Here is a 23,101-nt window from a genome sequence, read left to right as displayed (position 1 = left end):
CTAATCATTGGTGAGGACGGCGCGGCTACGATAATCGCGTCTGCACATGGCAGCGCTCGGGGGACCAGCGATGATACTTTACAGCATGATCGACAGCGGCAACTGCTACAAGCCGCGCCTGCTGATGGCCAAGCTCGGCCTCCCTTTCACCACTGTCGAGGTGAGTTCGCACACGGGCGATACGCGAAAAGCGGATTTCGTCGCCAAGAATCCGAATGCCATGGTGCCGCTGCTGGAACTCGACGACGGAAAGCGGATCGCTGAATCCAACGCCATCCTGCTCTACCTCGCGGAGGGCACGCGCTTCCTGCCCGCGGACAAGTATGAGCGCGGGCTCGCCTATCAATGGCTGTTCTTCGAACAGTATAGCCACGAGCCCTATATCGCCGTGCGCAAGGCGCTGCTGACCTTTCCCGAAAGGGCCAAGGACGCGACGCCCGAGCGGCTGGCGGTGACACTGGAGCGCGGCAACAAGGCGCTCGGTGTCATGAATAAATACCTGGAGAACAACGCGTTCTTCGCCGGAAACGCCTACAGCATCGCCGACATCGCGCTTTACGCTTATACGCATACGGCGGAGCAGGGCGGCTTCCAGCTCGACGCCTATCCGGCGGTGGCTGCGTGGCTTGACCGCGTGGTGGCGGATCCGGGGCACGTCTCTATGGAGTGGGTAGGGTAATTTTATCCTCAACCTCGCCACCGCCCCGCGGCTCTTTTGGGCGAGGCGCGCCAAACAGGCGCGAGGCCCGGCCACCCATCGTCCGAGAAGCTGCGCGGGAGCTATTTCAACAAATGGTCGTAGTAGGCATGGGTGCCGATCCAGAACCAGATCACATCTTCATTGTTGCGTATGGCAACAGCCCGGTAGTTTCGTCGACCCGCGCCGACCAATAGCAACCGACCTGCTTGAAATGTAAGGAGGGATGAAAAGGATCGGAACGCAGTATGACAAAACGCCTGTCCGCCTTTGCTTTGATCGACGACGACAGTTTTTCATAAGCCTTCCAGAATGATGGAGAGGCGACGTTGTTCACAGAGGCCGAGTCCGGCCGGCGCGATGGTCAGCCAATGCCTGTTCGGCAAGCTTGTCCAATCGCCCCGCCCTCACGTCGGTCTCGATCTGCCGATCCCACAGGTCCGCCTGGAGCGCCTCGAACCATGCGGCAAACGCCTTCGGCTCCTCGGGGCTCAGTTCGGTGATGGACTTTTCGATTTGCTCAAGCTTGGTCATGGCCGGATAATACCACTCTAATGGTACCACAGGTGGGACTCTAGGTTCGGCTTTACATGCCTGGAATCCAGGCAAATAAAAAGGCGGGACAATGCCCGCCTTCCCATTTCGGTAGCCTGATCGGGAGCGTCCGGTCCGGGCTGGCAGCTATCTGCTGATCCGGCTTGTCGGGTCTTTCCGCTCCGGCGCGCTTCTCGCGCGACCGTCAGTACATCCGTGACTTGCCGCGCGCCCCGGGCTGTCGCCCGGCGCGCGCCATTTTCAAAATCAGGCTGCCTTGCTCAGAGATCCAGCGGACGACTTGCCAGTGCGGCGGTCCTGCTCGATCTCGAAGTTGATCTTCTGGCCTTCGACCAGGGTCGACAGTCCAGCGCGCTCGACAGCGGAGATGTGGACGAAAACGTCCGCGCCGCCCGCGTCAGGCTGGATGAAGCCGAAGCCCTTGGTGGCGTTGAACCACTTGACCGTTCCAGTTGCCATAAAAATAGTCCTTCACATTTGCTTTGGTTTGACTGAACCGAGGTCCAGCCGGTGTGCATCGAGATTTTGGAGATAGACGTCAGCAAACGCGAAGATCGCGAGGCCCGGATCGATCGGCCGAAATATCAATGGGGCTGATATAGGCTGCTTTCGCACGAAATACAAGACTGCGTGAGAAAGCCGTGATCGAGGGACCGCCCAATGGCCGCCCCAATCCGGTGAAACCGTTGCGTCAGATGGCGCTGTCCGTGAGCCGCGCATCAGGGGAGAGGACCATGAAGACCATTCTGCTGGCAGCATGCCTGACGCTGATTGCCGCCGAGGCGCAGGCGATCTCGCGCTACGATCCGACGCGGATGGAGTGTGGCCGCGTACAGGCGACGATCGCGCGGCAGGGCGCCGTCATCCTGCGTTACCAGTCGAGGCGGGTACCGGGACTGCCACTCTACGACCGCTACGTGCAGAGCCAGCAATTCTGCACCATGGGCGAGGTGAGGACACGCGCCTATGTGCCGAGCGCCGATACGAAATCCTGCCCGGTCTACAATTGCAAGCGACCGGACAACGACCGGCGTTTCCGCCGGCGGTTTTTTCATAACGACTAGGCCATAGCCTGGCGCGGCTGTTATCGCGTCAAAATCCGAACGAGACCTGCGCTGGCGGCGGCGGGCCGACGCGCACGCCTTCCATGGCCAGCATCTTTTCCTTGGTGGTCGAGCCGCCGGGCGCGGAGAAGCCGCCGATCTTGCCGCCGGCGGCGAGGATACGGTGGCAGGGAATGACCAGCGGCACCGGATTGGCGCCAAGCGCGGCACCGGTTTCGCGCGGCAGGCCGGCATGGCCGGCGCGCTTGGCCAGTTCTCCATAGGTGGTGGTTTCGCCATAGGCTAGCTTTCGCGCCGCGCCATAGATGGCGAGGCGGAAATCGTCGATGCCGTCGAGATCGACCGGCACGCCGGAGAAATCGATATCCTCGCCCGCCGCATAGGCCTTGATCGAGGCGATCAGCTCGACCACCCACGGCGGCTGCACGGTAGCGGCCGAAACGCCGGCGTGGCGCATCAGCCGCCGCTCGACCGCCTCGCGGCTGCGTTCGGGCAGGCAGAGCCGGATCAGGCCCTTTTCGCTCCAGGCAATCCCCATGAAGCCGATCACTGTTTCTAACACTGCGTGGCCGGCTGTGATCTGCGACGGCGTTTGCATGGCGTGCTCCTTTCGCAAAATGGCCAGAAACCGGCATTCATGCCGGTACATATCAGGAACAATATGGCATTTCGGCCCGAGTCTCGCCACCCGAAAACCACCTGAGCGCCCCGATTGCTCGCCAGGAATCGCTGGTGTAAGGGATTTCTTAACATCCGACGAACCGGACCCGAACGCGGCTTGCCAGCAAAACAAACCCTTATCGCGCTCGGCGTGATCGCGGCCATGGCCTGCGTCAGCGGTTGCACGTCGACATCGCAGATGAAATCCGCGTCTTCCCTCACCGAAACAGCGACCGTCGCCGGCACCGATGCCGGCTTCACCATACCGTTGCCGGAGACGGTTTCGGTGCTGCCGGAATCGTCGGGGATTACGCCCGTTCAAACCGCTGAGTTGTCCGCCGGCCCGACCACACAGGCGGCCGCGGCAACCGCGGCCTTTGCCGGAGCGACCCCAACCGCACCGGCCGTGCCGGCGGTGATGACCGCCAATGCCTGGCAGGCGCCGCCGCCGGCTGGCGCCGGCGCACCAATCAAGGCGGCAGCCACCTACGCCACCGCCGGGCTCATCGTGCCGGCGATCGCCAGGAACGATCAGAAAGCCATGCCCGGCGTGCAGCAGGCGGCCTATGTTGTGCCGCAGAATCCGGCTGCCCTCGTCCAGTTTCCTGCCGCTCCGGTGCAGGAAGAGCATGCGACCGGCGTGCGCGGCGATATCGACCGGCTGATCGTAAAATACGCCGCGTTTTATCAGGTGCCGGTCGACCTTGTGCGCCATGTCGTCAACCGCGAAAGCACCTTCAATCCCAAGGCCTACAACAACGGCCATTGGGGGCTGATGCAGATCAAGCACGCGACGGCGCGCGGCATGGGCTATGACGGACCGGCCAGGGGCCTGTTCGATGCCGAAACCAACCTGAAATACGCCGTCAAATACCTGCGTGGCGCCTGGCTGGTGTCGGACGGCAACGCCAAGCGCGCCGACTGGCTCTATCAGACCGGCTACTATTTCGACGCCAAGCGCAAAGGCCTGCTCGAGGCGACCGGCCTCGGCGTCGACCGCAAGCGGCGCCGCCTGCTGCCCGACGCCTGAGCGAAATGCCCGAACCGCGCCCGCCGGCTCCGAACGACATCCGGCTGCGCAAGATCCTCGACGAGACGCTGGTTCCCGCGCACTGGTCGGATGGCTTTGTCATGCGCACCCTCGAGCCCGGCGATGCGCCGGCCTTGCATGCGCTGCTGACCGAAGTGTTCAACGATGGCGCCGACGGTCCGTTCGACGAATGGTGGCCACGCATCTCAGGCGACCCCGAATTCGATTCTGCGCTCTGTTTCCTCGTCATCGACGCCAAGGGCCTGCTGGTGGCGGCGGCGCTGTGCTGGACGAGCGCCTTCGTCAGGGATCTCGCCGTGCATCCGCAGGCGCGCGGCAGGGGCATCGGCGAGGCGCTGATGTGGCACGCCTTCGCCGTCTTTCGCGAACGCGGCGCAGACCATGTCGACCTCAAGACCAACACGGTGGAAAACGCCGCCGCTGTCAGGCTCTATCAGCGGCTTGGGATGAGCCCTGTCGCCTGGGAAGGCTGAAGCCGCGGCCCGGCCCACCGCCGCTCGCGGGCATCGCTCGGGAACCCAGAGCGCCGCTCCGCATTCAAAGAGTGGTGGAGGGGTCCGACGAGCTTCCGGAGCCTCGAAGGCTTGCGTCGCCGTTCCGAAAGGAGATCCTCCGCCGCCATGAGGCTCTTTCACGCATTTGCCACGTTGGTCGCTGCCGCGATGATTGCGGCTGTGCCTGCGCGAGCCGTCGAATTGTCGATCGTATCGGGCGACACAGGAATCGGCATCAAGGTGCTGCGTGAAATCCTCGACCGCTATGAGAAGGACAGCGGCAACAAGGTCAGCATCGTCGTCATGCCGGCATCCGGGACCGACCAGTTCGGCCAGTACAGGCTGTGGCTTGCCGCCGGCAATAGCGATATCGACGTCTACCAGACCGATGTGATCTGGGCGCCGCAGCTCGCCAGCCAGCTTGTCGACCTGACCGCGGCGACCAAGGATGTCGTCGGCGCCCATTTCCCCTCGATCATCCAGTCGCAGACCGTCAACGGCAGGCTGGTGGCGCTGCCGATCTTCACCGATGCGCCGGCGCTCTACTACCGCAAGGACCTGCTCGACAAATACGACGCCAAGGTGCCTGCCACCTGGAAGGAGCTGGCCGACACCGCCAGGCTGGTCATGGACAAGGAGCGGGCTGCCGGCAACAAAGACATCTGGGGCTTCGTCTTCCAGGGCAATGCCTATGAGGGGCTGACCTGCGACGCGCTCGAATGGGTGATGTCGAATGGCGGCGGCCAGATCATCGAGCCGGACGGCACCATCTCGATCAACAATCCAAAAGCGGCGGCAGCGCTCGACATGGCCAAAGGCTGGGTCGGAACCATCGCGCCACCCGGCGTGCTGGCCTATCAGGAAGAGGAATCGCGCGGCGTGTGGCAGACCGGCAATGCGGTCTTCATGCGCAACTGGCCCTACGCCTATGCACTCGGCAATTCCGAAGGCTCGCCGATCAAGGGCAAGTTCGACGTAGCGCCGCTGCCGGCCGGCACCGGCGAAGGCGCGCGTCCGGCGGCGGTGCTGGGTGGCTGGAATCTTGCCGTGTCCAAATATTCCAGGCACCCGGACGCGGCGATCGGGCTCGTCAAATTCATCGCCTCGCCCGCGATGCAGAAATACCGCGCGCTGAGGAACTCCAGCCTGCCGACCATCCAGGCGCTCTATGACGATACCGACATCGCCAGACAACAGCCGATCGTTCCGCGCTGGAAGCAGATCTTCCTCAATGCGGTGCCGCGTCCCTCGGCCGCGGCCAGGATCAAGTACAACGAGGCGTCGAGCCAATTCTGGAACGCCGTCCACAAGACGCTGTCGGGCGATGGCGCCGCGGGCGACAATCTGGCCGACCTCGAAGCCATGCTGACCAGGCTGAAGGGGCGTGGCTGGTGACGCCACAACGCGCCTCCATGTCCCGCCCGGCGCGAGGGATGACAGAAGCGGAGCCGAGGACTGAAGCCGTCGCGACCCGCCGCCCGCGCTCGCGGCTGATGCGCCAGCGCGTGCGTTCGGCCTGGCTGTTCCTGGCGCCGATGCTCCTGGTGCTCGCCGCCGCTGCCGGCTGGCCGCTCGCCCGCACGGTCTATTTCAGTTTCACCGACGCTTCGCTGGCCGATCTTGACGCCCGCCAGTGGGCAGGCTTCGCCAATTACTTCTCGGTGCTGCGCATGCCGAGCGGCCGGGTGCTCTACGATGGCGTGCTGGCCGACCCGGTGTGGTGGAGCGCCGTCTGGAACACGGTGCGTTTCGCGGCCCTTTCGGTTACCTGCGAGACGATCCTCGGCATGGTCGTCGCGCTGGTGCTCAATGCCGAATTCCCGGGCCGCGGCATCGTCAGGGCGGCGATCCTCATCCCCTGGGCGATCCCGACCATCGTCTCGGCCAAGATGTGGCAGTGGATGCTCAACGACCAGTTCGGCATCATCAATGTGGTTCTGCTCAATCTCGGCCTGATCGACACCAAGATCGCCTGGACGGCCAACGCCGACACGGCGATGGCGGCCGTGCTGGTCGTCGACATCTGGAAGACGACGCCGTTCATGGCGCTGCTCATCCTTGCCGCGCTGCAGATGCTGCCGCGCGAGATCATCGAGGTCGCGAGGCTCGACGGCGCCAATCCGTGGCAGATCTTCTGGCGGGTGACCTTGCCGCTGATCCGCCCTGCGGTGATGGTGGCGGTGATCTTCCGCGCGCTCGATGCGCTGCGCATCTTCGACCTGATCTATGTGCTGACGCCCAACAACGTGCACACCAAGTCGATGTCGGTGTTCGCGCGCGAGAACCTGTTCGAGTTCGACAAATTCGCCTACGGCTCGGCCGCCTCGACGCTGCTGTTCCTCATTCTTGCCCTTCTCACCACGGCCTATATCCGGATCGGCCGGATCAGCCTCGAGGGGGGCCGCTGAGATGTGGATCCTGAAGCGGACGGCTTTCTACCTGCTGGTCGCGGTCATCGTGCTGGTCGCGGTATTCCCCTTCTATTACGCCATCGTCACCAGCCTGAAATCGGGGACCGAACTGTTCCAGGCCGACCTCTGGCCGAAGACGTTCAGCCTCGGCAATTACAGGAATGTGCTGACAGAAGGCGCCTTCGCACGCAACCTGATCAACTCACTGGTGGTCTCCGGCGCGGTCGTCGCGCTCTCGCTGTTCCTCGGCGTCACCGCGGCCTACGCGCTGGCGCGCATCCGTTTTCGCGGCCGCTCAGCGCTACTATTCGCCATCCTGTCCGTTTCGATGTTCCCGCAGGTGGCGGTGCTGGCCGGGCTGTTCGAACTGGTGCGGATGTTCGGCCTCTACAATTCGCTTCTCGCGCTGATCTTCTCCTACATGATCTTCACCTTGCCGTTCACCGTCTGGGTGCTCACCGCCTTCGTGCGCGACCTGCCGGTCGAGGTCGAGGAGGCGGCGATCCTTGACGGCGCGACGCCGTGGATCATCATCACGCGCATCTTCCTGCCGCTGATGTGGCCGGCGCTGGCGACCACCGGGCTTTTGGCGTTCATCGGCGCGTGGAACGAGTTCCTGTTTGCGCTCACCTTCACCTCCAACAACGCCCAGCGCACCGTGCCGGTGGCGATCGCGCTGCTGTCGGGCAATTCGCAGTTCGAGATCCCATGGGGCAACATCATGGCCGCATCGGTGATCGTCACGGTGCCGCTGGTGGTGCTGGTGCTGATCTTCCAGCGCAAGATAGTCTCGGGCCTCACCGCCGGCGGCGTGAAAGGGTGAGGGGAAATTGTCGGAACCGGCCGCAGCGGAGCGTCCTTAGGTCTTAGAGCAACCGCGCCGGGACGCCGGCGCTGTGACCAAGGAGCCGATCATGATCACCTTCCCCAACGAATCCGCCAGATACCGCGCCGCCCGCGAAAAGCTGCTGAAGAAGGAAATCGAGCTGCGCCGTGCCATGGAGGATGTGGCCGTGGCACGCCGCGCGTTGCCGCCGGGCGGGCTGGTGCCACAGGATTACGTGTTCGACGGGCTGGATGCCGAGGGCAGGGCGGCCGAGATAAAGCTGTCGGAACTGTTCGCACCCGGCAAGGACACGCTGATCCTCTACCAGATGATGTTTCCGCGCCATCCGCAGGAGACGCGCGACGTGGCAATGACGGGCGGCACGGCGAAGCTGGCACGGCCGGACCAGCCATGCCCGTCCTGCACGGCGCTGCTCGACCAGTTCGACGGCGCGGTCGGCCATCTCCAGGCGGCCGGGTTCAACTTCGCCGTGGTGGCGAAAACGGCGCTCGGAAACCTCGTCACGCTCGGCCGGGACCGTGGGTGGAAGAACATGCGGCTGGTGTCGTCGGCCAACAACAGCTTCAAGCGCGACTACAATGCCGAGGATGCCGACCGCGCGCAGATCCCGCTTTTGTCGGTGTTCAACCGCGACGCTGACGGCATCAGGCATTTCTGGTCGTCAGAGCTGGGCTTCGCCCCGCCCGAGCCCGGCCAGGACCCGCGCGCCATCGGCACCTGCGAGATCCTGTGGAACCTGATGGATTTCACCCCGGAGGGCCGGCCGAACTGGCACGAGCAGCTGCAATATGGCGAGGCATGCTGCTATTGACGGCAAGGTGCCCCGGCGCAACTTCCGCGCATCTGCGGCGTTGGAATCCCGAGGGAACCATTCCGACCGGAGATTGCAGATGAAAACGCTTCTGACCATGACCGCCGCGGCCTTGCTCGCCGCCGCGCCCGCCGCGCTTGCCCAATCCACCGCCCAAACGACGCCGCTGGCGGCCGACAGCAAGGTCGACACGCAGACCTTCATCAAGACGGTGCCCGGCGCCAACGAGTTCGAGATCCAGTCGAGCAAGCTCGCCGAGCAGAAATCGGCGTCGGCCGACGTCAAGGCCTTCGCCAAACAGATGATCAAGGACCACACCAAGGCCGGCGAGGACTTCAAGGCGGCGCTCGCGCAGGGCCAGACCACCGCCTCGACCAAGCCGGCCGGCCCGGCGCTTCAGCCGAAAGAACAGGGCCAGCTCGACGAACTCAAGGCCGCCAGCGGCAAGGACTTCGACACCAAATACATCATGATGCAGACAGCAGCTCACAAGGACGCCGTCGCGCTCTTCAGCACCTACGCCCAATCGGGCGACGATCCGGCGATGAAGGAATTCGCCAAGAAGACGCTGCCGACGCTGAAGATGCACGAGAAGCACGTGAAGGAACTGGGGGCCGCGCATCAGGGGTGAGGGCGGTCAAGAGGGAGCTGAACCGCAGACGATAGCACTCTACGGCGCCCCCCTCTATCCTGCCGGACATCTCCCCCACAGGTGGGGAGATTGGCTGTCGCGAATGCTTTCGCTAATCTTCAGCGCTGGAAGAAAGAGCGCCGTCGCCGAAGCTGCCAATCTCCCCCCTCGTGGGGGAGATGTCCGGCAGGACAGAGGGGGGCGCCGTAGGGAGCGACGGCTCAAATCTCGCAACAGGGTTCTTCCCATGCCTGCGTGGGACTACACTGCCGCACCACCACCCCGAGAGCACCCATGCCCAAACTCGACCTCGCATCCCTGCCCATCCGCAAGGGCTCGGGCTATCCCGCGCCCTTCGATGGCCCTTGCGCCGGCCGCACGCGCCGCCGGCTTGGCGATGCCGGCGGACTGACCGATTTCGGCGTCAACCTGATGACATTGCCGCCCGGCGGGTGGTCCAGCCAGCGCCATTGGCACAGCCACGAGGACGAGTTCGTCTATGTGCTGGAGGGCGAGTTGACGTTGGTCGAAGATGGCGGCGAGACGCTGCTGAGCGCCGGCGACTGCGCCACCTTCGCCAAGAACAGCGGCAATGGCCACCATTTGATCAACCGCTCGTCCACGCCGGCGCTCTATCTCGAGGTCGGCTCGCGCAACCCGGACGATGTCATCACCTGCTCCGACATCGACATGATGAGCCCGAGTTCGGACGGCCGCTTCCTGCACAAGGACGGCACGCCTTATCCGGGGCAAGGGTGAAGGCTGGACAACGCGTCGGCGCCAGCCCCCTCTCCGTCCCGGCTTCGCCGGGCCACCTCTCCCCCATTTCATGGGGGCGAGGAAAAGCCAATCACTGAGGTCGCGACACCGGAACGCTTGGGTTCCTCGCCCCCACAAGGTGGGGGAGAGGTGGCCCGGCGAAGCCGGGACGGAGAGGGGGAGCGCCCTACGAGATTTCGCAGGCGAGGACGAGTTCCGGCTCTGGACTGCGGGTCGGCGCTGGCGTTCCCCGGCCGGCACTATAAGCTCCCCCAAACCCAGGGAGCACCACCATGAAGAAAGAAATCATCGAAGTGCCCGTCATGTCGGACAAGGTGCGGGCGCTCGGCCTGCCCTGTTCGACGGCGGTGAAGGCCAACGGATTCGTGTTCATCTCGGCGACGCCGCCGGTGGACATGGTGACCGGCGAGATGGTGCGCGGCGACATCGAGGTGCAGACCGAGGCGTCGCTGAAGGCGCTGAAACATTGCCTGGAAGCGGCCGGCACCTCGCTGGACAATGTCGTGATGGTGCGCATCTACGCCGTCAATTCCGGCTTCTACAATGCGATCAACCGGGTTTATGCGAGGTACTTCTCGACCAACCCGCCGGCGCGGAGCTTTGTGCCGGTGGCTTCTTGGCCGATGGAGTTTGACATCGAGATTGAGTGTGTGGCGGTGGGGTGAGCAGGCTCCAATGGCCTGCATCCAAGTGAAGAGTAACCCCACTCCTCTCGCCAAGGGGGAGAAGTTTTCTCTGTCGCAGATACAGCATATTCTAGATACGTTCGGTCAATGGTCGAAGCAAATTGAAGGTGTTTCTAAAACGAACCGGAATAAAAAGAGCCTAACGTTTCCAAAGAACAGTGTCGATTCGTCTGCCGACTATTTGATAGCGCTTAAGAATCCGAGGAGAAAGTGACCTTTGATTTCCCGTGGGAGTCATCGTCTCGGAATTTTTTACTGATTGGCTGTCGCCTTAAGCAAAATACTCCTGCAGCGGCCTGACCTCCAAACTCCCCGCCTTCAACGCCGCGATCGCCTCGGCCACTGCCGCCGCACCCGACAGAGTCGTGTAATACGGCACCTTCTGCATCAGCGTCGCTCGCCGCAACGACTTCGAGTCCGACACCGCCTTCTGCCCATCCGTCGTGTTGAAGACGATCTGGACCTGGCGGTTGCGGATGGCGTCCTCGATGTGGGGGCGGCCTTCGAGCACCTTGTTTATCTTCTCGGCGACGACGCCGTTTTCGGCGAGGAAGCGGGCGGTGCCGGAGGTGGCCATCACCTTGAAGCCTAGCCCGGCGAGGCGTTTGACCGCCGGCAATATGCCCTTCTTGTCCTCGTCGCGCACCGAGACGAACAGCGTGCCGGAGCGGGGCAGGTCGACGCCGGCGCCCAACTGGCTCTTGGCGAAGGCCAGCGCGAAGTCGCGGTCGAGGCCCATGACCTCGCCGGTCGAGCGCATTTCCGGGCCGAGCAGAATGTCGACACCGGGGAAACGGGCGAAGGGGAAGACGGCTTCCTTGACCGCGATGTGGCCCGGATTGCGCGGGTCGGGCATGGCGCCGTAATGGGCGAAGGCGTCTTCCAGGCTCTCACCGGCCATGATGCGGGCGGCGATCTTGGCGATGGGGCGGCCGATGGTCTTGGCGACGAAAGGCACGGTGCGCGACGCGCGCGGATTGACCTCCAGCACGTAGACCGTGCCGTCCTTGATCGCGTATTGCACGTTCATCAGGCCGCCGACATTGAGCGCGCGGGCAAGCGCTGCCGTCTGGCGCTCCAGCTCGTCGACCAGCTCGGAAGGCAGCGAGTGAACGGGGAGCGAGCAGGCCGAGTCGCCCGAATGGATGCCGGCCTCCTCGATGTGCTCCAGAATGCCGGAGACGAAGGTCGCCTTGCCGTCGCAGAGGCAGTCGACATCGACCTCAATTGCGCCCGAGAGATAGGTGTCGAACAAAAGCGGGTTCTTGCCCAGCAGCGTGTTGATCTGGCCGGTCTTGTCGTTGGGGTATTTCTGCTTGATGTCCTCCGGCACCAGGCCGGGCACGGTGTCGAGCAGATAGGATTGCAGCATGCCCTCGTCATGGATGATCTGCATGGCGCGGCCGCCCAGCACATAGGAGGGGCGCACCACCAGGGGGAAGCCGAGCTCGCCGGCGACGAGGCGGGCCTGCTCGACCGAATAGGCAATGCCGTTCTTCGGCTGGCTGAGATTGAGCTTGTGCAGCAGCTTCTGGAAGCGGTCGCGGTCCTCCGCCAGATCGATCATGTCGGGCGAGGTGCCGAGGATCGGGATGCCGGCCTTCTCCAGCGCATCGGCGAGCTTCAGCGGCGTCTGGCCGCCGAACTGGACGATGACGCCGACCAGCTCGCCCGACGCCTGCTCGGCGCGCAGGATCTCCAGCACGTCCTCCGCCGTCAGCGGATCGAAATAGAGCCGGTCCGAGGTGTCGTAGTCGGTCGACACGGTCTCGGGGTTGCAGTTGATCATGATCGCTTCATAGCCGGCGTCGCGCAGCGCAAAGGCCGCGTGGCAGCAGCAGTAGTCGAATTCGATGCCTTGGCCGATGCGGTTCGGGCCGCCGCCGAGGATGACCACCTTCTTGCGCGACGACACCTGCGCCTCGTTGGCGAGCGCGCCGGCGAAGGGCACTTCATAAGTGGAGTACATGTAGGCGGTCGGCGACGCGAACTCGGCCGCGCAGGTGTCGATGCGCTTATAAACCGGATGAACGTCGAGCTTTTCACGAATCTTCTGAACGACTTCCACGTCGCTCTTCGTCAATGAGGCGAGGCGGGCGTCCGAAAAACCCATGGCCTTCAGCATGCGCAGATTGGCGGCGTCCTCAGGCAGGCCGTGCTCCCGGATGCGGGCTTCCATGGCCAGGATGCCTGCGATCTGCTCGAGGAACCACGGGTCGATCTTGCACATGGCGTGCACGTCTTCCAGCGAGGTGCCCATGCGGATCGCCTGCGCCACCATGCGCAGCCGGTCGGGGGTGGGGGTGCCAAGGGCGGCGCGGATGGCGTTGCGGTCGTCGACATGGCTGGCGGGCGTGGTCCCATGGCCAAGGCCCGGAATCTCGATCTCGTCGAGGCCGGTGAGGCCCGTCTCCAGCCCGCGCAGCGCCTTCTGCAAGGATTCCTGAAAGGTGCGGCCGATAGCCATGACTTCGCCGACCGACTTCATCGCGGTGGTCAGCACCGGCTCCGCGCCGGGGAATTTCTCGAATGCAAAGCGCGGGATCTTGGTGACGACGTAGTCGATAGACGGTTCGAACGAGGCGGGTGTCGCGCCGCCGGTGATATCGTTCTCCAGCTCGTCCAGCGTGTAGCCGACGGCAAGCTTGGCCGCGATCTTGGCGATAGGGAAACCGGTCGCCTTGGAGGCCAAGGCAGAAGAGCGCGAGACGCGCGGGTTCATCTCGATCACCACCAACCGGCCATCGGCCGGGTTGACGGCGAACTGCACGTTGGAACCGCCGGTCTCGACGCCGATCTCGCGCAGCACCGCGATCGAGGCGTTGCGCATCATCTGGTATTCCTTGTCGGTCAAGGTCAGCGCCGGCGCGACGGTGATCGAATCGCCCGTGTGCACGCCCATCGGATCGATGTTCTCGATGGAGCAGACGATGATGCAATTGTCCGCTCTGTCGCGGACGACCTCCATCTCGTATTCCTTCCAGCCGAGCACGCTCTCCTCGATCAGCACTTCGGTGGTCGGCGAGGCGTCGAGGCCGGACTGGACGATGTCGAAGAATTCGGCCCTGTTGTAGGCGATGCCGCCGCCGGTGCCGCCCATGGTGAAGGAGGGGCGGATGATGGCGGGCAGGCCGACATGGTCGAGCGCCTGGGCGGCGATCGCCATGGCGTGGCTGATGTAGCGCTGCTTGCGGTCGCCTTCGCCGAGGTTCCAGCTTGTCTCCAGCGCATCGAGCGCGGCGTCGAGATTGTCGGGCTTTTCGGCCTTCAGCGAGGCGCGTTCGGCCTCATGCATCTTGCGGTCGGCATTCTTGACGTCGGTGGCGTTGGCCAGCATCGACTTCGGCGTTTCCAGGCCGATCTTCTTCATCGCCTCGCGGAACAGCGCCCGGTCCTCCGCCTTGTCGATGGCCGTGGCGTCGGCGCCGATCATCTCGACATTATAGCGTTCCAGCACGCCCATGCGGCGCAGCGACAGGGCGGTGTTGAGCGCGGTCTGGCCGCCCATGGTCGGCAGCAGCGCATCGGGTCGCTCCTTGGCGATGATCTTGGCCACGACCTCGGGGGTGATCGGCTCGATATAGGTGGCATCGGCCAGTTCCGGGTCGGTCATGATGGTGGCCGGATTGGAGTTGACCAGGATGACGCGGAAACCCTCTTCCTTCAGCGCCTTGCAGGCCTGCGTGCCGGAATAGTCGAATTCGCAGGCCTGGCCGATGACGATGGGGCCGGCCCCGATGATCAGGATCGACTTGATGTCGGTGCGTCTTGGCATCTTTATGAATTCCGTTCGGCGAGCGGCTTGCACGAAAAACCGGGACGGGAGACCCGGCCGGTTGTGCTTGCGATTCTGGTATCAGGCTAGGAGGGCCTTATAGGGAAGAGTTTTGCCGGATGTAACCCCGAAAATGAGGGCGGTAGGGCGGTAGGGCGGTAGGGCGGTAGGGCGGTAGGGCGGTAGGGCAGTCACTCCAGGCACTTCACATACTGCCCTACTGCCCTATTGCCTTCCAAACTAATGCCCAAACGCCACGGCATCCGTAATCTCGAATCGCTCCGAGATGCCGACGCGGATCATGCTGAGGCTGCCTTCGCGGGTGAAGCGGAAATCGCTGTCGCCGTCGGAACCTGCGGGCAGTCCGCCGTAGAAGGAGATGACGCGGCTGCCGCCATCGGGCCAGGTCACGGTGACGTCGGCCTTGTCGCTGCCCTTGTGCTCGACGCTTGCCGCGCAAAGGGTCATCGGCTGGCCGACATTGCGCGCGCAGGGAATTTCAATGGCGGCGCCTCCGGCGGTGGCCTCCGCCTGAGGCGGATTCTCCCCAGTGGGCGGCGGTTCATTCGCCACCAGCGCCAGGCCGTAAGCATCCTGCATGGCAACTGCCGCCGCGGATTTCGGCGTGGTTGCAGCCGCGTTGTCGGCTCCGCCCAGCCTCGCCGTCAGGTCGGGCGGCAACGCGGGCGGCGGAGCGGCCGTCGGGCCGGCCGTTGCGTCGAGCGCCTGGCCTCCATCCGCCTGATCCGGATTGGGCAGGGATGCCGGATTGACGGGGTTCAGGTAGCGGGCAGGGGTCCAGCCGCTGATTTTCGGGTTCTCGGCCTCGACCTTGCACCATTGCCGGCCGTCTACGTCGATGCAGCCGAGATTGTTCACGCTGGCGCCATTGGCCAGCCGCGCCTCGGTCTTGCCGATCGGCGATGGCTGGGCGCGGACGTTGAGGAGATCGTCGGGGGCGAGGCCGGTGATGATGGAGATGAACGGCCCATCCTCGGCATGGGCCACCGTCAGAAGCACAGGAGCGGCGATCAGCGCGAAGAGCGTCGTTCGGAGCGTAGACCGGCGCTTCATCGCTTCGCCGTGGCCGATAGATTGCATTACCAAAGGCACCGCCAGATACGAAAACGCCGCCACACGCGAAGCCGATTTTATAGGCGACGACGCTGCGCCATGTCCAGAAGCGAGATTTTCTTCCGGCAGGGACGGAGCTGCGTGAGGGCGATGATCGGAGAGCGGGGAGAGAGCTCAGCCTGGCATGCGCTTGCTCGCGGCATGAATGCAAAAAGCATTCAGCCGGGCATGAAGCCGGTTCGCAGCGCATGGGCCCATTCGGGCCGTCCCGCCTGTTCGGCCTGGCCAGCGGCCGCCTCGTGATCGTAATCGACGGCGATGGCCTCGAAACGGTCGGGCCGGCCGGGCTCGCCTGAAGTGACGATGCCATAGCGCGCATGCGGCGCGCCCTGCTCGGAGGAATGCGCCGGCGGCGTCGAGTCTTCATAGGCGGGACAGCCGACGCTGCCCGGGTTGAAGATCACCGGACCGCCGGGCAAGCGGATCAGTTCGGCCCGGTGGCTATGGCCGCACAGGGCCAGGCGGCAGGCCGGATCGAGCGCCTTCAACCGCCGCCGGATCGCCGCCAGCGGCGCACGCACCAGCCGGCCGTCGGCGATCGCATCGAGCAGGTATTTCTCGTCGTGATCGGGCCTGGCATGAAAAGCGATCACGCCGGGCGCGATCTCCAGCGTCAGAGGCTGGGCGAACAGCACCTCGCGCTGCGCCCCGGTCAGCCGTTCCTGCGCGTAGATGTCGGAGGCCCACATGGTCTCATCGGCCGGATCGGCGGCGACGCGGCGGTCATGATTGCCGCGCACGGTCGGCAGGTCCAGCGCTTCCAGCCGCGCAAACGTCTCGCGCGGCCAGAGCGGACCCGAAACGCTGTCGCCGAGATTGACCGTGATATCCGCGCCGCCGCGCCGCTCGAGGTCGGCGAGCACGGCGTCAAGCGCCAGCACATTGCCGTGGATATCGGCGAGGACAGCAATGCGCATGGGGAGCTCCGGTTGTGAGGCAGCGTTTCCTCTCCCCACTTCCGTGGGGGCGAGAACCCAGATCCCGCGAGTCAGGCCGTCACTTCGATATCATGGCCGCCGACCGCCGGCAGCGCCGGATCGTCGCCTGCGGCGGCAATAATGCTGTCGAGCAGGCCGGGGAAGCGGGCATCGAGATCGGCGCGGCGCAGCGTGATCATGCGGTTGGTGCCGGCCACTTCTGCGCGAGTCACGCCGGCCTCGCGCAGCTTTGCCAGGTGGTAGCTCAGATTGGTCTTGGAGGCGAGATCGAGGAATTTGCTGCAGTTCAGCGGCACGCCTTCCTTGCTGGCGAGATAACGCACGATCGCCAGCCGCGTCGGGTCGCCGAGCACGGCGAGCACGATCGGCAGGCTGATCTGGTCCGTATTAGGATGTGGCAGGCTCATGGCTGCAACCTAAGCACAGTTCCGGCCGATTTCAACGCACCCGCTCCGCGTCTGCCGTGCACACCGCTCTCCCTTTCACGACCGTGCTGACACAGTGCTGTCAGGATGGTTGTGCTATTTTTCCCTGGCTTCATTGACATCCTGCCGGGTTATGTCCAATTGTTCAATAACTTTTGAACTAAGGACACATCGCCATGGACAAGCGGATCTTCTGGCTTGCGCTCGGATCGTTTGCGATCTCGACCGAAGGCTTCGTCATCTCCAGCCTTCTGCCCGACATCGCCTGGGATGCCGGCATCTCCGTTCCGCTCGCCGGCACGCTGATCACCGCCTTCGCGCTCGCTTATGCGGTCGGCACGCCGATCCTGGCGACGCTGACCGGCGAATGGGACCGGCGCCGCGTCATCCTGTGGACGCTGGTGTTCTTCGTCATCGGCAATGTTGCCGCGGCCTTGAGCTCCTCCTTCGAAGTGCTGCTCGCCGCGCGCATCATCATGGCGCTGTCGTCTGGCCTGTTCGCGGCGACCGCGCAAGGCACGGCGGTGGCGCTGGTCGATGACCATCACCGGGCCCGCGCCATTGCCGTCGTCGTCGGCGGCACCACGGTGGCGGTGGCGGTGGGCGCCCCGCTCGGTGCGCTGGTCGCGGCGATAGCCGGCTGGCGCGGCACGTTCTATGCCATCGCAGGCCTCGGCGCGCTCGCCGGCGTCATCCTCTGGTATCGGCTGCCGCGCGGCATCATCGGCACCAAGCTGCCGCTGAAGCGCCGGCTGGCGGCGGCAATGCGTCCCGGCGTGATGCCGATCCTGGTGACGACCACGCTTGCCCTCATTGGCGCCTTCACCGTGTTCAGCTTCATCGCGCCGCTGGCCATCGAAGCCAGCGGGCTCTCCCCGATAGCGCTGCCCGGCATGCTGCTCGCTTTCGGCGTTGGCGCCGTCATCGGCAACATCGCCGGCGGCCAGGCCGCGGACCGCTTCGGCGCTACGCGCACCGTCGGCTGGTCGCTGGCGCTGAGCGCTGCCATGCTCGTCACCTTCTCGCTGATCCCGGCCTTCCTGCCACATCATCTCGCCGGGCCGGCGCTGATGGGCATGATGGTGCCATGGGGCATCGTCGGCTGGGCCTTCCCGCCGGCGCAGGCGAGCCGCATCATCAAGCTCGCCCCCGACGCTGCCCCGATCGTGCTGTCGCTCAACGCCTCGGCGCTCTATCTCGGCGTGGCGCTCGGCGCGGTGGTTGGCGGCGCCGTGCTGCGCTATGGCGGTCCGGCCGATCTGGGCCTCATCGCGGCCGTCTTCCCCGTCGTCGGGCTCGGCATCGTGCTGGCCGGCCGGATGCTGGCGCGGCCGGTCGCCATGCCGGCGGAGTAGAGGGCGCCGAGCTTTTCGTCACTGGTTCTTACGCGGCCGCTTCAACTGGAGGGAGCGGCCGCCGGCGTTTCGAGGTCCAGAGAGGCCACATCATCCAGCGTCGCACGCAGCTTCGCGGCTTGCTCCGCGCCGATCATCTCCTCGAAGCGCTGCTGGGCGACACTCCACAGCCTGATCGCCTCTTCGAGCTTGGCCTGGCCGTGCGGCGTCAGCCGGACGCGCTTGACGCGGCGATCGTCCTTATCGGGGAAGGTTTCGACATAGCCGTCGCGGACCAGCGGCTTCAGCGTATGGCCGAGCGCCGAGAGATCCATGATCAGCGCCTCGGCAACGGTCCCCATCGCCGGTTCGCTGCTGGCACTGATCTGAAAGAGCAGGCCAAATTGCGTGCCTTTCAGCCCGGAAGGCGCAAGCGCGTCGTCGTAGAAGCGGCCGAGCCTGCGCGCGGTGCGCCGCAAGGTGGCATTGTTGCACCGGCTGAATCCCGGTTGCTGAAGATCGGTCATGTCAACTCCTCGCTGGCAAAGCCTGTGCCAGCCTGCCGCAGAAATAGTTTTCGCGGCCGCCGTTGACAAGATAGTGGCATATACCTACTTCGCCGAAAGTGGCATATGCCACCAATTGACGATCGAGAAGCTCGGCAGCCGGCGCATCCGTCGAAGCCGAACCAGAGCGAAGAGCGCGAAAGGAACAGGACAATGAGCAAGAATGAGAAGAAGGGCACCGCCGTCATCACCGGCGCTTCCTCCGGCATCGGCGCTGTCTATGCCGACCGGCTGGCGGGGCAGGGATATGATCTGGTGCTGGTGGCGCGCCGCGCCGACCGGCTCGAGGAATTGGCTGAAAGGCTGCGCTATGCCTATAGCCGCAAGGTCAGCGTGATCAGTGCCGATCTGGCCGACGACGATGATGTGCGGCGGGTGGAGCGGGCGGTATCGACGGATGACAGCGTCACGCTGTTGGTCAACAATGCCGGGCTTGGCGGTGCGCAGGTGGTTGCGACGGCGGACGCCGATGCGGCTGAACGCATGATCAAGGTCAATGTGATCGCCCTGACGCGGTTGACGCGTGCTGTGCTGCCGGGATTTCTCGCGCGCAACCGCGGCGCTATCGTCAACATCGCCTCGGTGCTGGCCTTCGACACCTCATTCGGCGGCATCTACAGCGGCACCAAGGCCTATGTCGTCAACTTCACCGAAGCCCTGCAGCGCGAGGTCGCCGGCACCGACGTCCAGGCGCAGGTGGTGCTGCCGGGGGCGACCCGGACCGATTTCTGGGAAGCCGCGGGAAGCGATATCGACCAGCTTCCGAAGGAAATCATCATGACCGCCGACGATATGGTCGATGCTGCCCTTGTCGGCCTGGCCAGGGGCGAAGCCGTCACCGTGCCCGCGCTTGCCGATACGGCCAAGCTGGACGCCTTCCTTGGCGCCCGGCAGACCTTCTACGGCAGCCTGCACGCCGACAAGCCAGCCGCACGCTACGCGGCTTGACAGGATTCGGGTTCCTCGCCTCGCCTTGCGGGGGCGAGGAACCCAGGTTCTGCAGGCCCATCTTACGCCTGCCGCCACATCGGAATGATCGATGCCGCCAGCACCAGGCCGAGCAGGATATTGAGCGCGCGCCATTGCTGCTCGGTCTTCAGCAGCCGGGCGAGCAGCATGCCGGCCACACACCATAGCGACAGCGAGAAGGCGGCGGTGAGGCCGAAGGTGGAGCCGAGCAGCAGGGCCAGCCGCGCCGGCCCGTCGGCGAGTGCGGCGAAGGATGCCGCGGCTCCAAGCCCCATCGCCCAGCCCTTGGGGTTCAGCCACTGAATGCCGGCACCGCCGAGAAAACTGTTCGGTTTGATCATCGTCACATCGAGCTTGGGCGCCCCCGCACGGCCAATCTTGAGCGCCAGCCAGACGAGGTAGAGTGAGCCGGCGATCTTCATGGCAAGCTGCAAGGACGGCATGGCGAGAAGCAGGCCGGCCAGTCCGGCGGCCGCCGCCCCGGTGACTGTGGCCAGGCCGGCCGCGCTGCCAACCACCAGCGGGATGGAGCGGCGAAAGCCGAACTGCGCGCCCGACGCCGTTGACAAGGTGGTGGCGATGCCGGGCGTGCTGGTCGCCACCAGGGCGAACAGGATCAGCGGGATGACGGGTTGGAGCATGCGGCGTCCTCTGTCGGAGGCCTCATGTTAGATGCAGCCGCATATCAGTAAATGCAATGTTTACGATGACAAGCATTAGCATCTATAATGCAGGACATGATCCGCAACCTCGATACGACGCTCATGCGCACCTTCGTCACCGTCGCCGACAAGGCCAGCATGACGGCGGCGGCCAATGCGCTGCACCTGACGCAAGGCGCCGTCAGCCAGCAAGTCCGGCGGCTGGAGGAGGCGCTCGGCCGCAGCCTGTTCGAGCGCGACCGGCGCGGCTTGCGGCTGACCTCTGCCGGCGAGCGGCTGTTCGGCAAGGCAAAGCGGCTGCTCAGCCTCAACGACGAGATCTGGGCCGAAATGGCTGCCAATGCCGTGGCCGGCCAGGTGCGGTTCGGCGTGCCTTACGACCTCGTCGGCACGACGCTGGCGCCGGTGCTGAAGGCCTATGCGCAAACCTATCCGCAGGTCGAGATATCGCTGGTCTGCGCCTCCTCGCCGGAACTGGCCGCGGCGCTCGCGGCCGGCACCATCGACCTGGCGGTCATCGAGGAACGGGTGGGGGCGTCGGATGGCGAGTGCCTCGCCATCGATCGGCTGGTGTGGGTCGGCGCCAAGGGCGGTCTCGCGCGCGCCAAGCGTCCCCTACCGGTCTCGATGGTCGCCGACAGCTGCGCCTTCCGGCCGGTGGTGCTTTCGGCGCTCCACGAGCATGGGCTGGAATGGCGCACCGTGTTCGAGAACGGCAATATTGACGCGACGACCGCAACGGTGCGTTCCGATCTGGCCGTCACAACCTGGCTGGCCTCCACGGTGCCGGCCGATCTCGACATATTGCCGTCCGAATCCGGCCTGCCGCCGCTGCCGAATTTCTCGATCAACCTGCATCTGCCGAGGCACGGCGTCGGCCCGGCGGCGCAAGCGTTCGCACGGCACATACGCGACGGGCTGGCGCGCCGGCCGCAGGCGGCTTGAGGGACTTCTCAGAACCTGGTTTCTCTCCTCCACGAACGTGGAGGAGAGGAAAAGAAGCGTTTACTTCCAGGTCCTGCGCCGCTCGAGCTCGGCGTCGGATGGCTCCCCCGTGACAAAGGAACCGGTCTTGATTTCGCCGGCGCGCTCGTAGATCGCCATGATGACGCCGGTGCTGGAAGTCTGCGAGCGGGTCAGCTTGAAGGCAGCCGGCATCGCGTCATCGCCGAACAGCCGCTTGCCCTTGCCCAGCAACAGCGGGAAGATCATCAGCCGAATCTCGTCGATCAGCCCGTTGGCGAGCAAGGTCTGGATCAGATTGGCCGATCCCTGGATGAGCAGGTCAGGTCCATCTTCCTGTTTGAGGCGGCGCAACGCCGGGACGATATCAGGCCCAAGCGATTGCGTGTTCTGCCAGGTGAGCGAGTCCGGACGATGCGTCGCCACATATTTGTTCGCAGGGTTGAAGGCATCCGCGATCGGATCTTTCTGATACGGCCAGTACGCGGCGAATATGTCGTAGGTTCTGCGGCCGAGCAAGAGGGCGAAGGGCTTGGAGAATAGTTCATCCATCGCCGCGCCCGCCACTTCGTCAAAATAGTGGAACGTCCAGCCGCCGAACTTGAAGCCGCCGACGGGATCCTCCTCCGGGCCGCCCGGCGCTTGCATGACGCCGTCGAGGCTGACGAATGTCGCCGCTATGATCTTTCTCATGGGATGCTCCTCCTGTTTCGATCCATGCCGTCAGGGCCGGACTTCAGTCCAAGGACGGATGACTGGCTGGCCGTCCGACAGGCCCTGCCGAATTTCGGTTCGTCAGCCCCGAGGCCGCGCATCGAGGCTGCGTGACGAAAACCAGACATGCTCAAAGATCGCGGTGGCGGTGCGGTCCGGCAACTTGTCCGCCGTCAGCCAGATCGAGCGGCTGCGCGCGGCCTGGTCGCGCGTCGGGATTTTTGCCGCGGGGCTTGCAATCGACGCGCCGGAGCAAGGGATGAACCAGGAGCGCATGAAAGGGTCGCAGGCAAAACCTTTTTCGGTGCGGGTCACCAGAACGGCCAGGGGAACGCGCTCGGCCGGGCGCCACGGGAAGATCATGCGGCCGTCCGGCTTCAGCGCCTTGAGCCAGCCGGGTGGAGGTGCCGCGACGCCGGCATTGACATAGATGGCATCCGATGGCGGCAAGTCCGATGTGACGGCATCGCCAGGAATGACAGTGACATTCTCGTAGGCCGCAAGGTTTGCCTTTGCCCGCGAGGCAAGATCGGCGTCCAGTTCGAAGGCGGCAACGGTGCCACCAGGTGAAACCAACCTGGCCAGCAAAGCGGTGTAGTAGCCGGTGCCGGCGCCGATGTGAGTGACAGCCTCGCCGGGCCTGGGCGCGAGTTTCCCGATCCACATGGCGTGCAGGAACGGCTCGCCATTGTTGATGCCCTTGTCGGCATCGAGCACCACCAGCACGTTCTGGTAGATGAAGCGCGGGTCGGCGCTCGGCGTCTCGATAACGCCTTTGCCGGCGACGATCGTCCATGGGCCGGGACCGAGAAACGCCTCGCGCGGCACGGCCGCGAACACCTCTTCAAGACGCGGATCGGCGGAATGCGCCTGGGCAGCCATCAGCTTGGCATAGAAGCTTCGGGATTGGGCTATCGTCGTCATGACAGACCGA

25 protein-coding genes and 1 pseudogene are annotated in these 23,101 nt (G+C 64.7%); 14 read left to right on the top strand and 12 right to left on the bottom strand.

Going from position 1 to position 23,101, the window contains the following annotated elements; all coding sequences use genetic code 11:
- The first annotated feature begins 70 nt into the window (after positions 1-70).
- A complete protein-coding gene (locus FJ949_RS11965; RefSeq protein ID WP_140495947.1) occupies positions 71-679 on the top strand; it encodes a glutathione S-transferase family protein in 609 nt (202 codons plus the stop codon).
- Positions 680-780: 101 nt separating this feature from the next.
- On the opposite strand, the pseudogene FJ949_RS30650 reads toward FJ949_RS11965, so the two are convergent.
- The 3 genes and pseudogenes from FJ949_RS30650 to FJ949_RS11950 form a co-directional block, all read right to left on the bottom strand.
- Positions 781-1,034 (bottom strand): annotated as a pseudogene (locus tag FJ949_RS30650) (hypothetical protein).
- Positions 1,031-1,231, bottom strand: a complete 201-nt coding sequence (locus FJ949_RS11955) for an iron-containing alcohol dehydrogenase (RefSeq protein WP_140495946.1) — start codon at positions 1,229-1,231, stop codon at positions 1,031-1,033. Before FJ949_RS11955 ends, FJ949_RS30650 begins: the two are co-directional and overlap by 4 nt.
- 267 nt (positions 1,232-1,498) lie before the next feature.
- Entirely contained in the window at positions 1,499-1,711 is a 213-nt protein-coding gene (locus tag FJ949_RS11950) for a cold-shock protein (protein WP_010910991.1), read from the bottom strand.
- Between the two features lie 275 nt (positions 1,712-1,986).
- Between FJ949_RS11950 and FJ949_RS11945 the strand changes: the two genes are divergently transcribed.
- Complete coding sequence (locus tag FJ949_RS11945) at positions 1,987-2,316, top strand: hypothetical protein (RefSeq protein WP_140495945.1); 330 nt, start codon at positions 1,987-1,989, stop codon at positions 2,314-2,316.
- Positions 2,317-2,344: 28 nt separating this feature from the next.
- Here FJ949_RS11945 and FJ949_RS11940 read toward each other — a convergent pair whose 3' ends face one another.
- Positions 2,345-2,914: a methylated-DNA--[protein]-cysteine S-methyltransferase gene (locus FJ949_RS11940; RefSeq protein ID WP_140495944.1), complete on the bottom strand. Its 570-nt coding sequence runs from the start codon at positions 2,912-2,914 to the stop codon at positions 2,345-2,347.
- Between the two features lie 180 nt (positions 2,915-3,094).
- On the opposite strand from FJ949_RS11940, the gene FJ949_RS11935 reads away from it, so the two are divergent.
- From FJ949_RS11935 to FJ949_RS11890, 9 genes are all read left to right on the top strand, one after another.
- A complete protein-coding gene (locus FJ949_RS11935) occupies positions 3,095-4,006 on the top strand; it encodes a lytic transglycosylase domain-containing protein (protein WP_140495943.1) in 912 nt (303 codons plus the stop codon).
- A gap of 5 nt (positions 4,007-4,011) precedes the next feature.
- On the top strand, positions 4,012-4,500 hold the full coding sequence (locus tag FJ949_RS11930) for a GNAT family N-acetyltransferase (RefSeq protein ID WP_140495942.1): 489 nt from the start codon (positions 4,012-4,014) through the stop codon (positions 4,498-4,500).
- Between the two features lie 147 nt (positions 4,501-4,647).
- Positions 4,648-5,916 carry an ABC transporter substrate-binding protein gene (locus FJ949_RS11925; protein WP_140495941.1) on the top strand — a complete coding sequence of 423 codons (1,269 nt, stop codon included), beginning with the start codon at positions 4,648-4,650 and terminating at the stop codon, positions 5,914-5,916.
- Positions 5,917-6,014: 98 nt separating this feature from the next.
- The gene (locus FJ949_RS11920; protein ID WP_181172132.1) at positions 6,015-6,929 is read left to right on the top strand and encodes a sugar ABC transporter permease; all 915 of its coding nucleotides are present in this window, start codon (positions 6,015-6,017) and stop codon (positions 6,927-6,929) included.
- Between the two features lies 1 nt (position 6,930).
- On the top strand, positions 6,931-7,755 hold the full coding sequence (locus FJ949_RS11915) for a carbohydrate ABC transporter permease (RefSeq protein ID WP_140495939.1): 825 nt from the start codon (positions 6,931-6,933) through the stop codon (positions 7,753-7,755).
- 91 nt (positions 7,756-7,846) lie between these two features.
- Positions 7,847-8,590, top strand: coding sequence for a DUF899 family protein (locus FJ949_RS11910; protein WP_140495938.1), 744 nt, complete (start codon positions 7,847-7,849; stop codon positions 8,588-8,590).
- Positions 8,591-8,669: 79 nt separating this feature from the next.
- Entirely contained in the window at positions 8,670-9,221 is a 552-nt protein-coding gene (locus tag FJ949_RS11905) for a DUF4142 domain-containing protein (RefSeq protein WP_140495937.1), read from the top strand.
- A 294-nt stretch (positions 9,222-9,515) separates the two neighbouring features.
- A complete protein-coding gene (locus tag FJ949_RS11895) occupies positions 9,516-9,980 on the top strand; it encodes a cupin domain-containing protein (RefSeq protein WP_140495936.1) in 465 nt (154 codons plus the stop codon).
- A gap of 293 nt (positions 9,981-10,273) precedes the next feature.
- A complete protein-coding gene (locus tag FJ949_RS11890) occupies positions 10,274-10,666 on the top strand; it encodes a RidA family protein (protein ID WP_140495935.1) in 393 nt (130 codons plus the stop codon).
- 292 nt (positions 10,667-10,958) lie between these two features.
- On the opposite strand, the gene carB is transcribed toward FJ949_RS11890, so the two are convergent.
- The 4 genes from carB to FJ949_RS11870 form a co-directional block, all read right to left on the bottom strand.
- Entirely contained in the window at positions 10,959-14,462 is a 3,504-nt protein-coding gene (carB, locus tag FJ949_RS11885; protein ID WP_140495934.1) for a carbamoyl-phosphate synthase large subunit, read from the bottom strand.
- 240 nt (positions 14,463-14,702) lie between these two features.
- Positions 14,703-15,536 carry an SH3 domain-containing protein gene (locus FJ949_RS11880; RefSeq protein WP_140496410.1) on the bottom strand — a complete coding sequence of 278 codons (834 nt, stop codon included), beginning with the start codon at positions 15,534-15,536 and terminating at the stop codon, positions 14,703-14,705.
- Between the two features lie 218 nt (positions 15,537-15,754).
- On the bottom strand, positions 15,755-16,513 hold the full coding sequence (locus FJ949_RS11875; RefSeq protein WP_140495933.1) for a metallophosphoesterase family protein: 759 nt from the start codon (positions 16,511-16,513) through the stop codon (positions 15,755-15,757).
- Between the two features lie 71 nt (positions 16,514-16,584).
- A complete protein-coding gene (locus tag FJ949_RS11870; RefSeq protein ID WP_140495932.1) occupies positions 16,585-16,941 on the bottom strand; it encodes a helix-turn-helix transcriptional regulator in 357 nt (118 codons plus the stop codon).
- Between the two features lie 194 nt (positions 16,942-17,135).
- On the opposite strand from FJ949_RS11870, the gene FJ949_RS11865 reads away from it, so the two are divergent.
- A complete protein-coding gene (locus FJ949_RS11865) occupies positions 17,136-18,314 on the top strand; it encodes an MFS transporter (RefSeq protein WP_140495931.1) in 1,179 nt (392 codons plus the stop codon).
- Positions 18,315-18,355: 41 nt separating this feature from the next.
- Here FJ949_RS11865 and FJ949_RS11860 read toward each other — a convergent pair whose 3' ends face one another.
- Positions 18,356-18,820 carry a MarR family winged helix-turn-helix transcriptional regulator gene (locus tag FJ949_RS11860; protein WP_140495930.1) on the bottom strand — a complete coding sequence of 155 codons (465 nt, stop codon included), beginning with the start codon at positions 18,818-18,820 and terminating at the stop codon, positions 18,356-18,358.
- Between the two features lie 192 nt (positions 18,821-19,012).
- Between FJ949_RS11860 and FJ949_RS11855 the strand changes: the two genes are divergently transcribed.
- Entirely contained in the window at positions 19,013-19,807 is a 795-nt protein-coding gene (locus FJ949_RS11855) for an SDR family oxidoreductase (RefSeq protein ID WP_140495929.1), read from the top strand.
- A 62-nt stretch (positions 19,808-19,869) separates the two neighbouring features.
- On the opposite strand, the gene FJ949_RS11850 is transcribed toward FJ949_RS11855, so the two are convergent.
- Positions 19,870-20,469 (bottom strand): LysE family translocator, encoded by a 600-nt coding sequence (locus FJ949_RS11850; protein WP_140495928.1) that lies wholly within the window; start codon positions 20,467-20,469, stop codon positions 19,870-19,872.
- A gap of 87 nt (positions 20,470-20,556) precedes the next feature.
- On the opposite strand from FJ949_RS11850, the gene FJ949_RS11845 reads away from it, so the two are divergent.
- Positions 20,557-21,435 (top strand): LysR substrate-binding domain-containing protein, encoded by an 879-nt coding sequence (locus FJ949_RS11845; protein ID WP_281405509.1) that lies wholly within the window; start codon positions 20,557-20,559, stop codon positions 21,433-21,435.
- 60 nt (positions 21,436-21,495) lie between these two features.
- On the opposite strand, the gene FJ949_RS11840 is transcribed toward FJ949_RS11845, so the two are convergent.
- Positions 21,496-22,146, bottom strand: a complete 651-nt coding sequence (locus tag FJ949_RS11840; RefSeq protein ID WP_140495927.1) for a dihydrofolate reductase family protein — start codon at positions 22,144-22,146, stop codon at positions 21,496-21,498.
- Positions 22,147-22,248: 102 nt separating this feature from the next.
- Positions 22,249-23,091, bottom strand: coding sequence for a protein-L-isoaspartate O-methyltransferase (locus FJ949_RS11835; RefSeq protein ID WP_181169820.1), 843 nt, complete (start codon positions 23,089-23,091; stop codon positions 22,249-22,251).
- Between the last annotated feature and the right edge of the window lie 10 nt (positions 23,092-23,101).

It is taken from the genome of Mesorhizobium sp. B2-4-1 (genome assembly GCF_006442185.1).
Classification (GTDB): domain Bacteria; phylum Pseudomonadota; class Alphaproteobacteria; order Rhizobiales; family Rhizobiaceae; genus Mesorhizobium.
The sequence above is the reverse complement of the archived record's forward strand: the minus strand, read 5'-3'. Positions and strand labels throughout refer to the sequence as shown.

Excerpts from the sequence above, each read along its gene's own strand:
- FJ949_RS11845 (WP_281405509.1), top strand. The coding sequence starts at position 20,557 with ATGCAGGACATGATCCGCAACCTCGATACGACGCTCATGCGCACCTTC.
- FJ949_RS11930 (WP_140495942.1), top strand. The coding sequence starts at position 4,012 with ATGCCCGAACCGCGCCCGCCGGCTCCGAACGACATCCGGCTGCGCAAG.
- FJ949_RS11895 (WP_140495936.1), top strand. The coding sequence starts at position 9,516 with ATGCCCAAACTCGACCTCGCATCCCTGCCCATCCGCAAGGGCTCGGGC.
- FJ949_RS11870 (WP_140495932.1), bottom strand. The coding sequence starts at position 16,941 with ATGAGCCTGCCACATCCTAATACGGACCAGATCAGCCTGCCGATCGTG.
- FJ949_RS11910 (WP_140495938.1), top strand. The coding sequence starts at position 7,847 with ATGATCACCTTCCCCAACGAATCCGCCAGATACCGCGCCGCCCGCGAA.
- FJ949_RS11915 (WP_140495939.1), top strand. The coding sequence starts at position 6,931 with ATGTGGATCCTGAAGCGGACGGCTTTCTACCTGCTGGTCGCGGTCATC.
- FJ949_RS11950 (WP_010910991.1), bottom strand. The coding sequence starts at position 1,711 with ATGGCAACTGGAACGGTCAAGTGGTTCAACGCCACCAAGGGCTTCGGC.
- FJ949_RS11965 (WP_140495947.1), top strand. The coding sequence starts at position 71 with ATGATACTTTACAGCATGATCGACAGCGGCAACTGCTACAAGCCGCGC.
- FJ949_RS11860 (WP_140495930.1), bottom strand. The coding sequence starts at position 18,820 with ATGACCGATCTTCAGCAACCGGGATTCAGCCGGTGCAACAATGCCACC.
- FJ949_RS11890 (WP_140495935.1), top strand. The coding sequence starts at position 10,274 with ATGAAGAAAGAAATCATCGAAGTGCCCGTCATGTCGGACAAGGTGCGG.
- FJ949_RS11840 (WP_140495927.1), bottom strand. The coding sequence starts at position 22,146 with ATGAGAAAGATCATAGCGGCGACATTCGTCAGCCTCGACGGCGTCATG.
- FJ949_RS11850 (WP_140495928.1), bottom strand. The coding sequence starts at position 20,469 with ATGCTCCAACCCGTCATCCCGCTGATCCTGTTCGCCCTGGTGGCGACC.
- FJ949_RS11945 (WP_140495945.1), top strand. The coding sequence starts at position 1,987 with ATGAAGACCATTCTGCTGGCAGCATGCCTGACGCTGATTGCCGCCGAG.
- FJ949_RS11955 (WP_140495946.1), bottom strand. The coding sequence starts at position 1,231 with ATGACCAAGCTTGAGCAAATCGAAAAGTCCATCACCGAACTGAGCCCC.
- FJ949_RS11905 (WP_140495937.1), top strand. The coding sequence starts at position 8,670 with ATGAAAACGCTTCTGACCATGACCGCCGCGGCCTTGCTCGCCGCCGCG.
- carB (WP_140495934.1), bottom strand. The coding sequence starts at position 14,462 with ATGCCAAGACGCACCGACATCAAGTCGATCCTGATCATCGGGGCCGGC.
- FJ949_RS11920 (WP_181172132.1), top strand. The coding sequence starts at position 6,015 with ATGCGCCAGCGCGTGCGTTCGGCCTGGCTGTTCCTGGCGCCGATGCTC.
- FJ949_RS11880 (WP_140496410.1), bottom strand. The coding sequence starts at position 15,536 with ATGAAGCGCCGGTCTACGCTCCGAACGACGCTCTTCGCGCTGATCGCC.
- FJ949_RS11940 (WP_140495944.1), bottom strand. The coding sequence starts at position 2,914 with ATGCAAACGCCGTCGCAGATCACAGCCGGCCACGCAGTGTTAGAAACA.
- FJ949_RS11925 (WP_140495941.1), top strand. The coding sequence starts at position 4,648 with ATGAGGCTCTTTCACGCATTTGCCACGTTGGTCGCTGCCGCGATGATT.
- FJ949_RS11855 (WP_140495929.1), top strand. The coding sequence starts at position 19,013 with ATGAGCAAGAATGAGAAGAAGGGCACCGCCGTCATCACCGGCGCTTCC.
- FJ949_RS11865 (WP_140495931.1), top strand. The coding sequence starts at position 17,136 with ATGGACAAGCGGATCTTCTGGCTTGCGCTCGGATCGTTTGCGATCTCG.
- FJ949_RS11835 (WP_181169820.1), bottom strand. The coding sequence starts at position 23,091 with ATGACGACGATAGCCCAATCCCGAAGCTTCTATGCCAAGCTGATGGCT.
- FJ949_RS11875 (WP_140495933.1), bottom strand. The coding sequence starts at position 16,513 with ATGCGCATTGCTGTCCTCGCCGATATCCACGGCAATGTGCTGGCGCTT.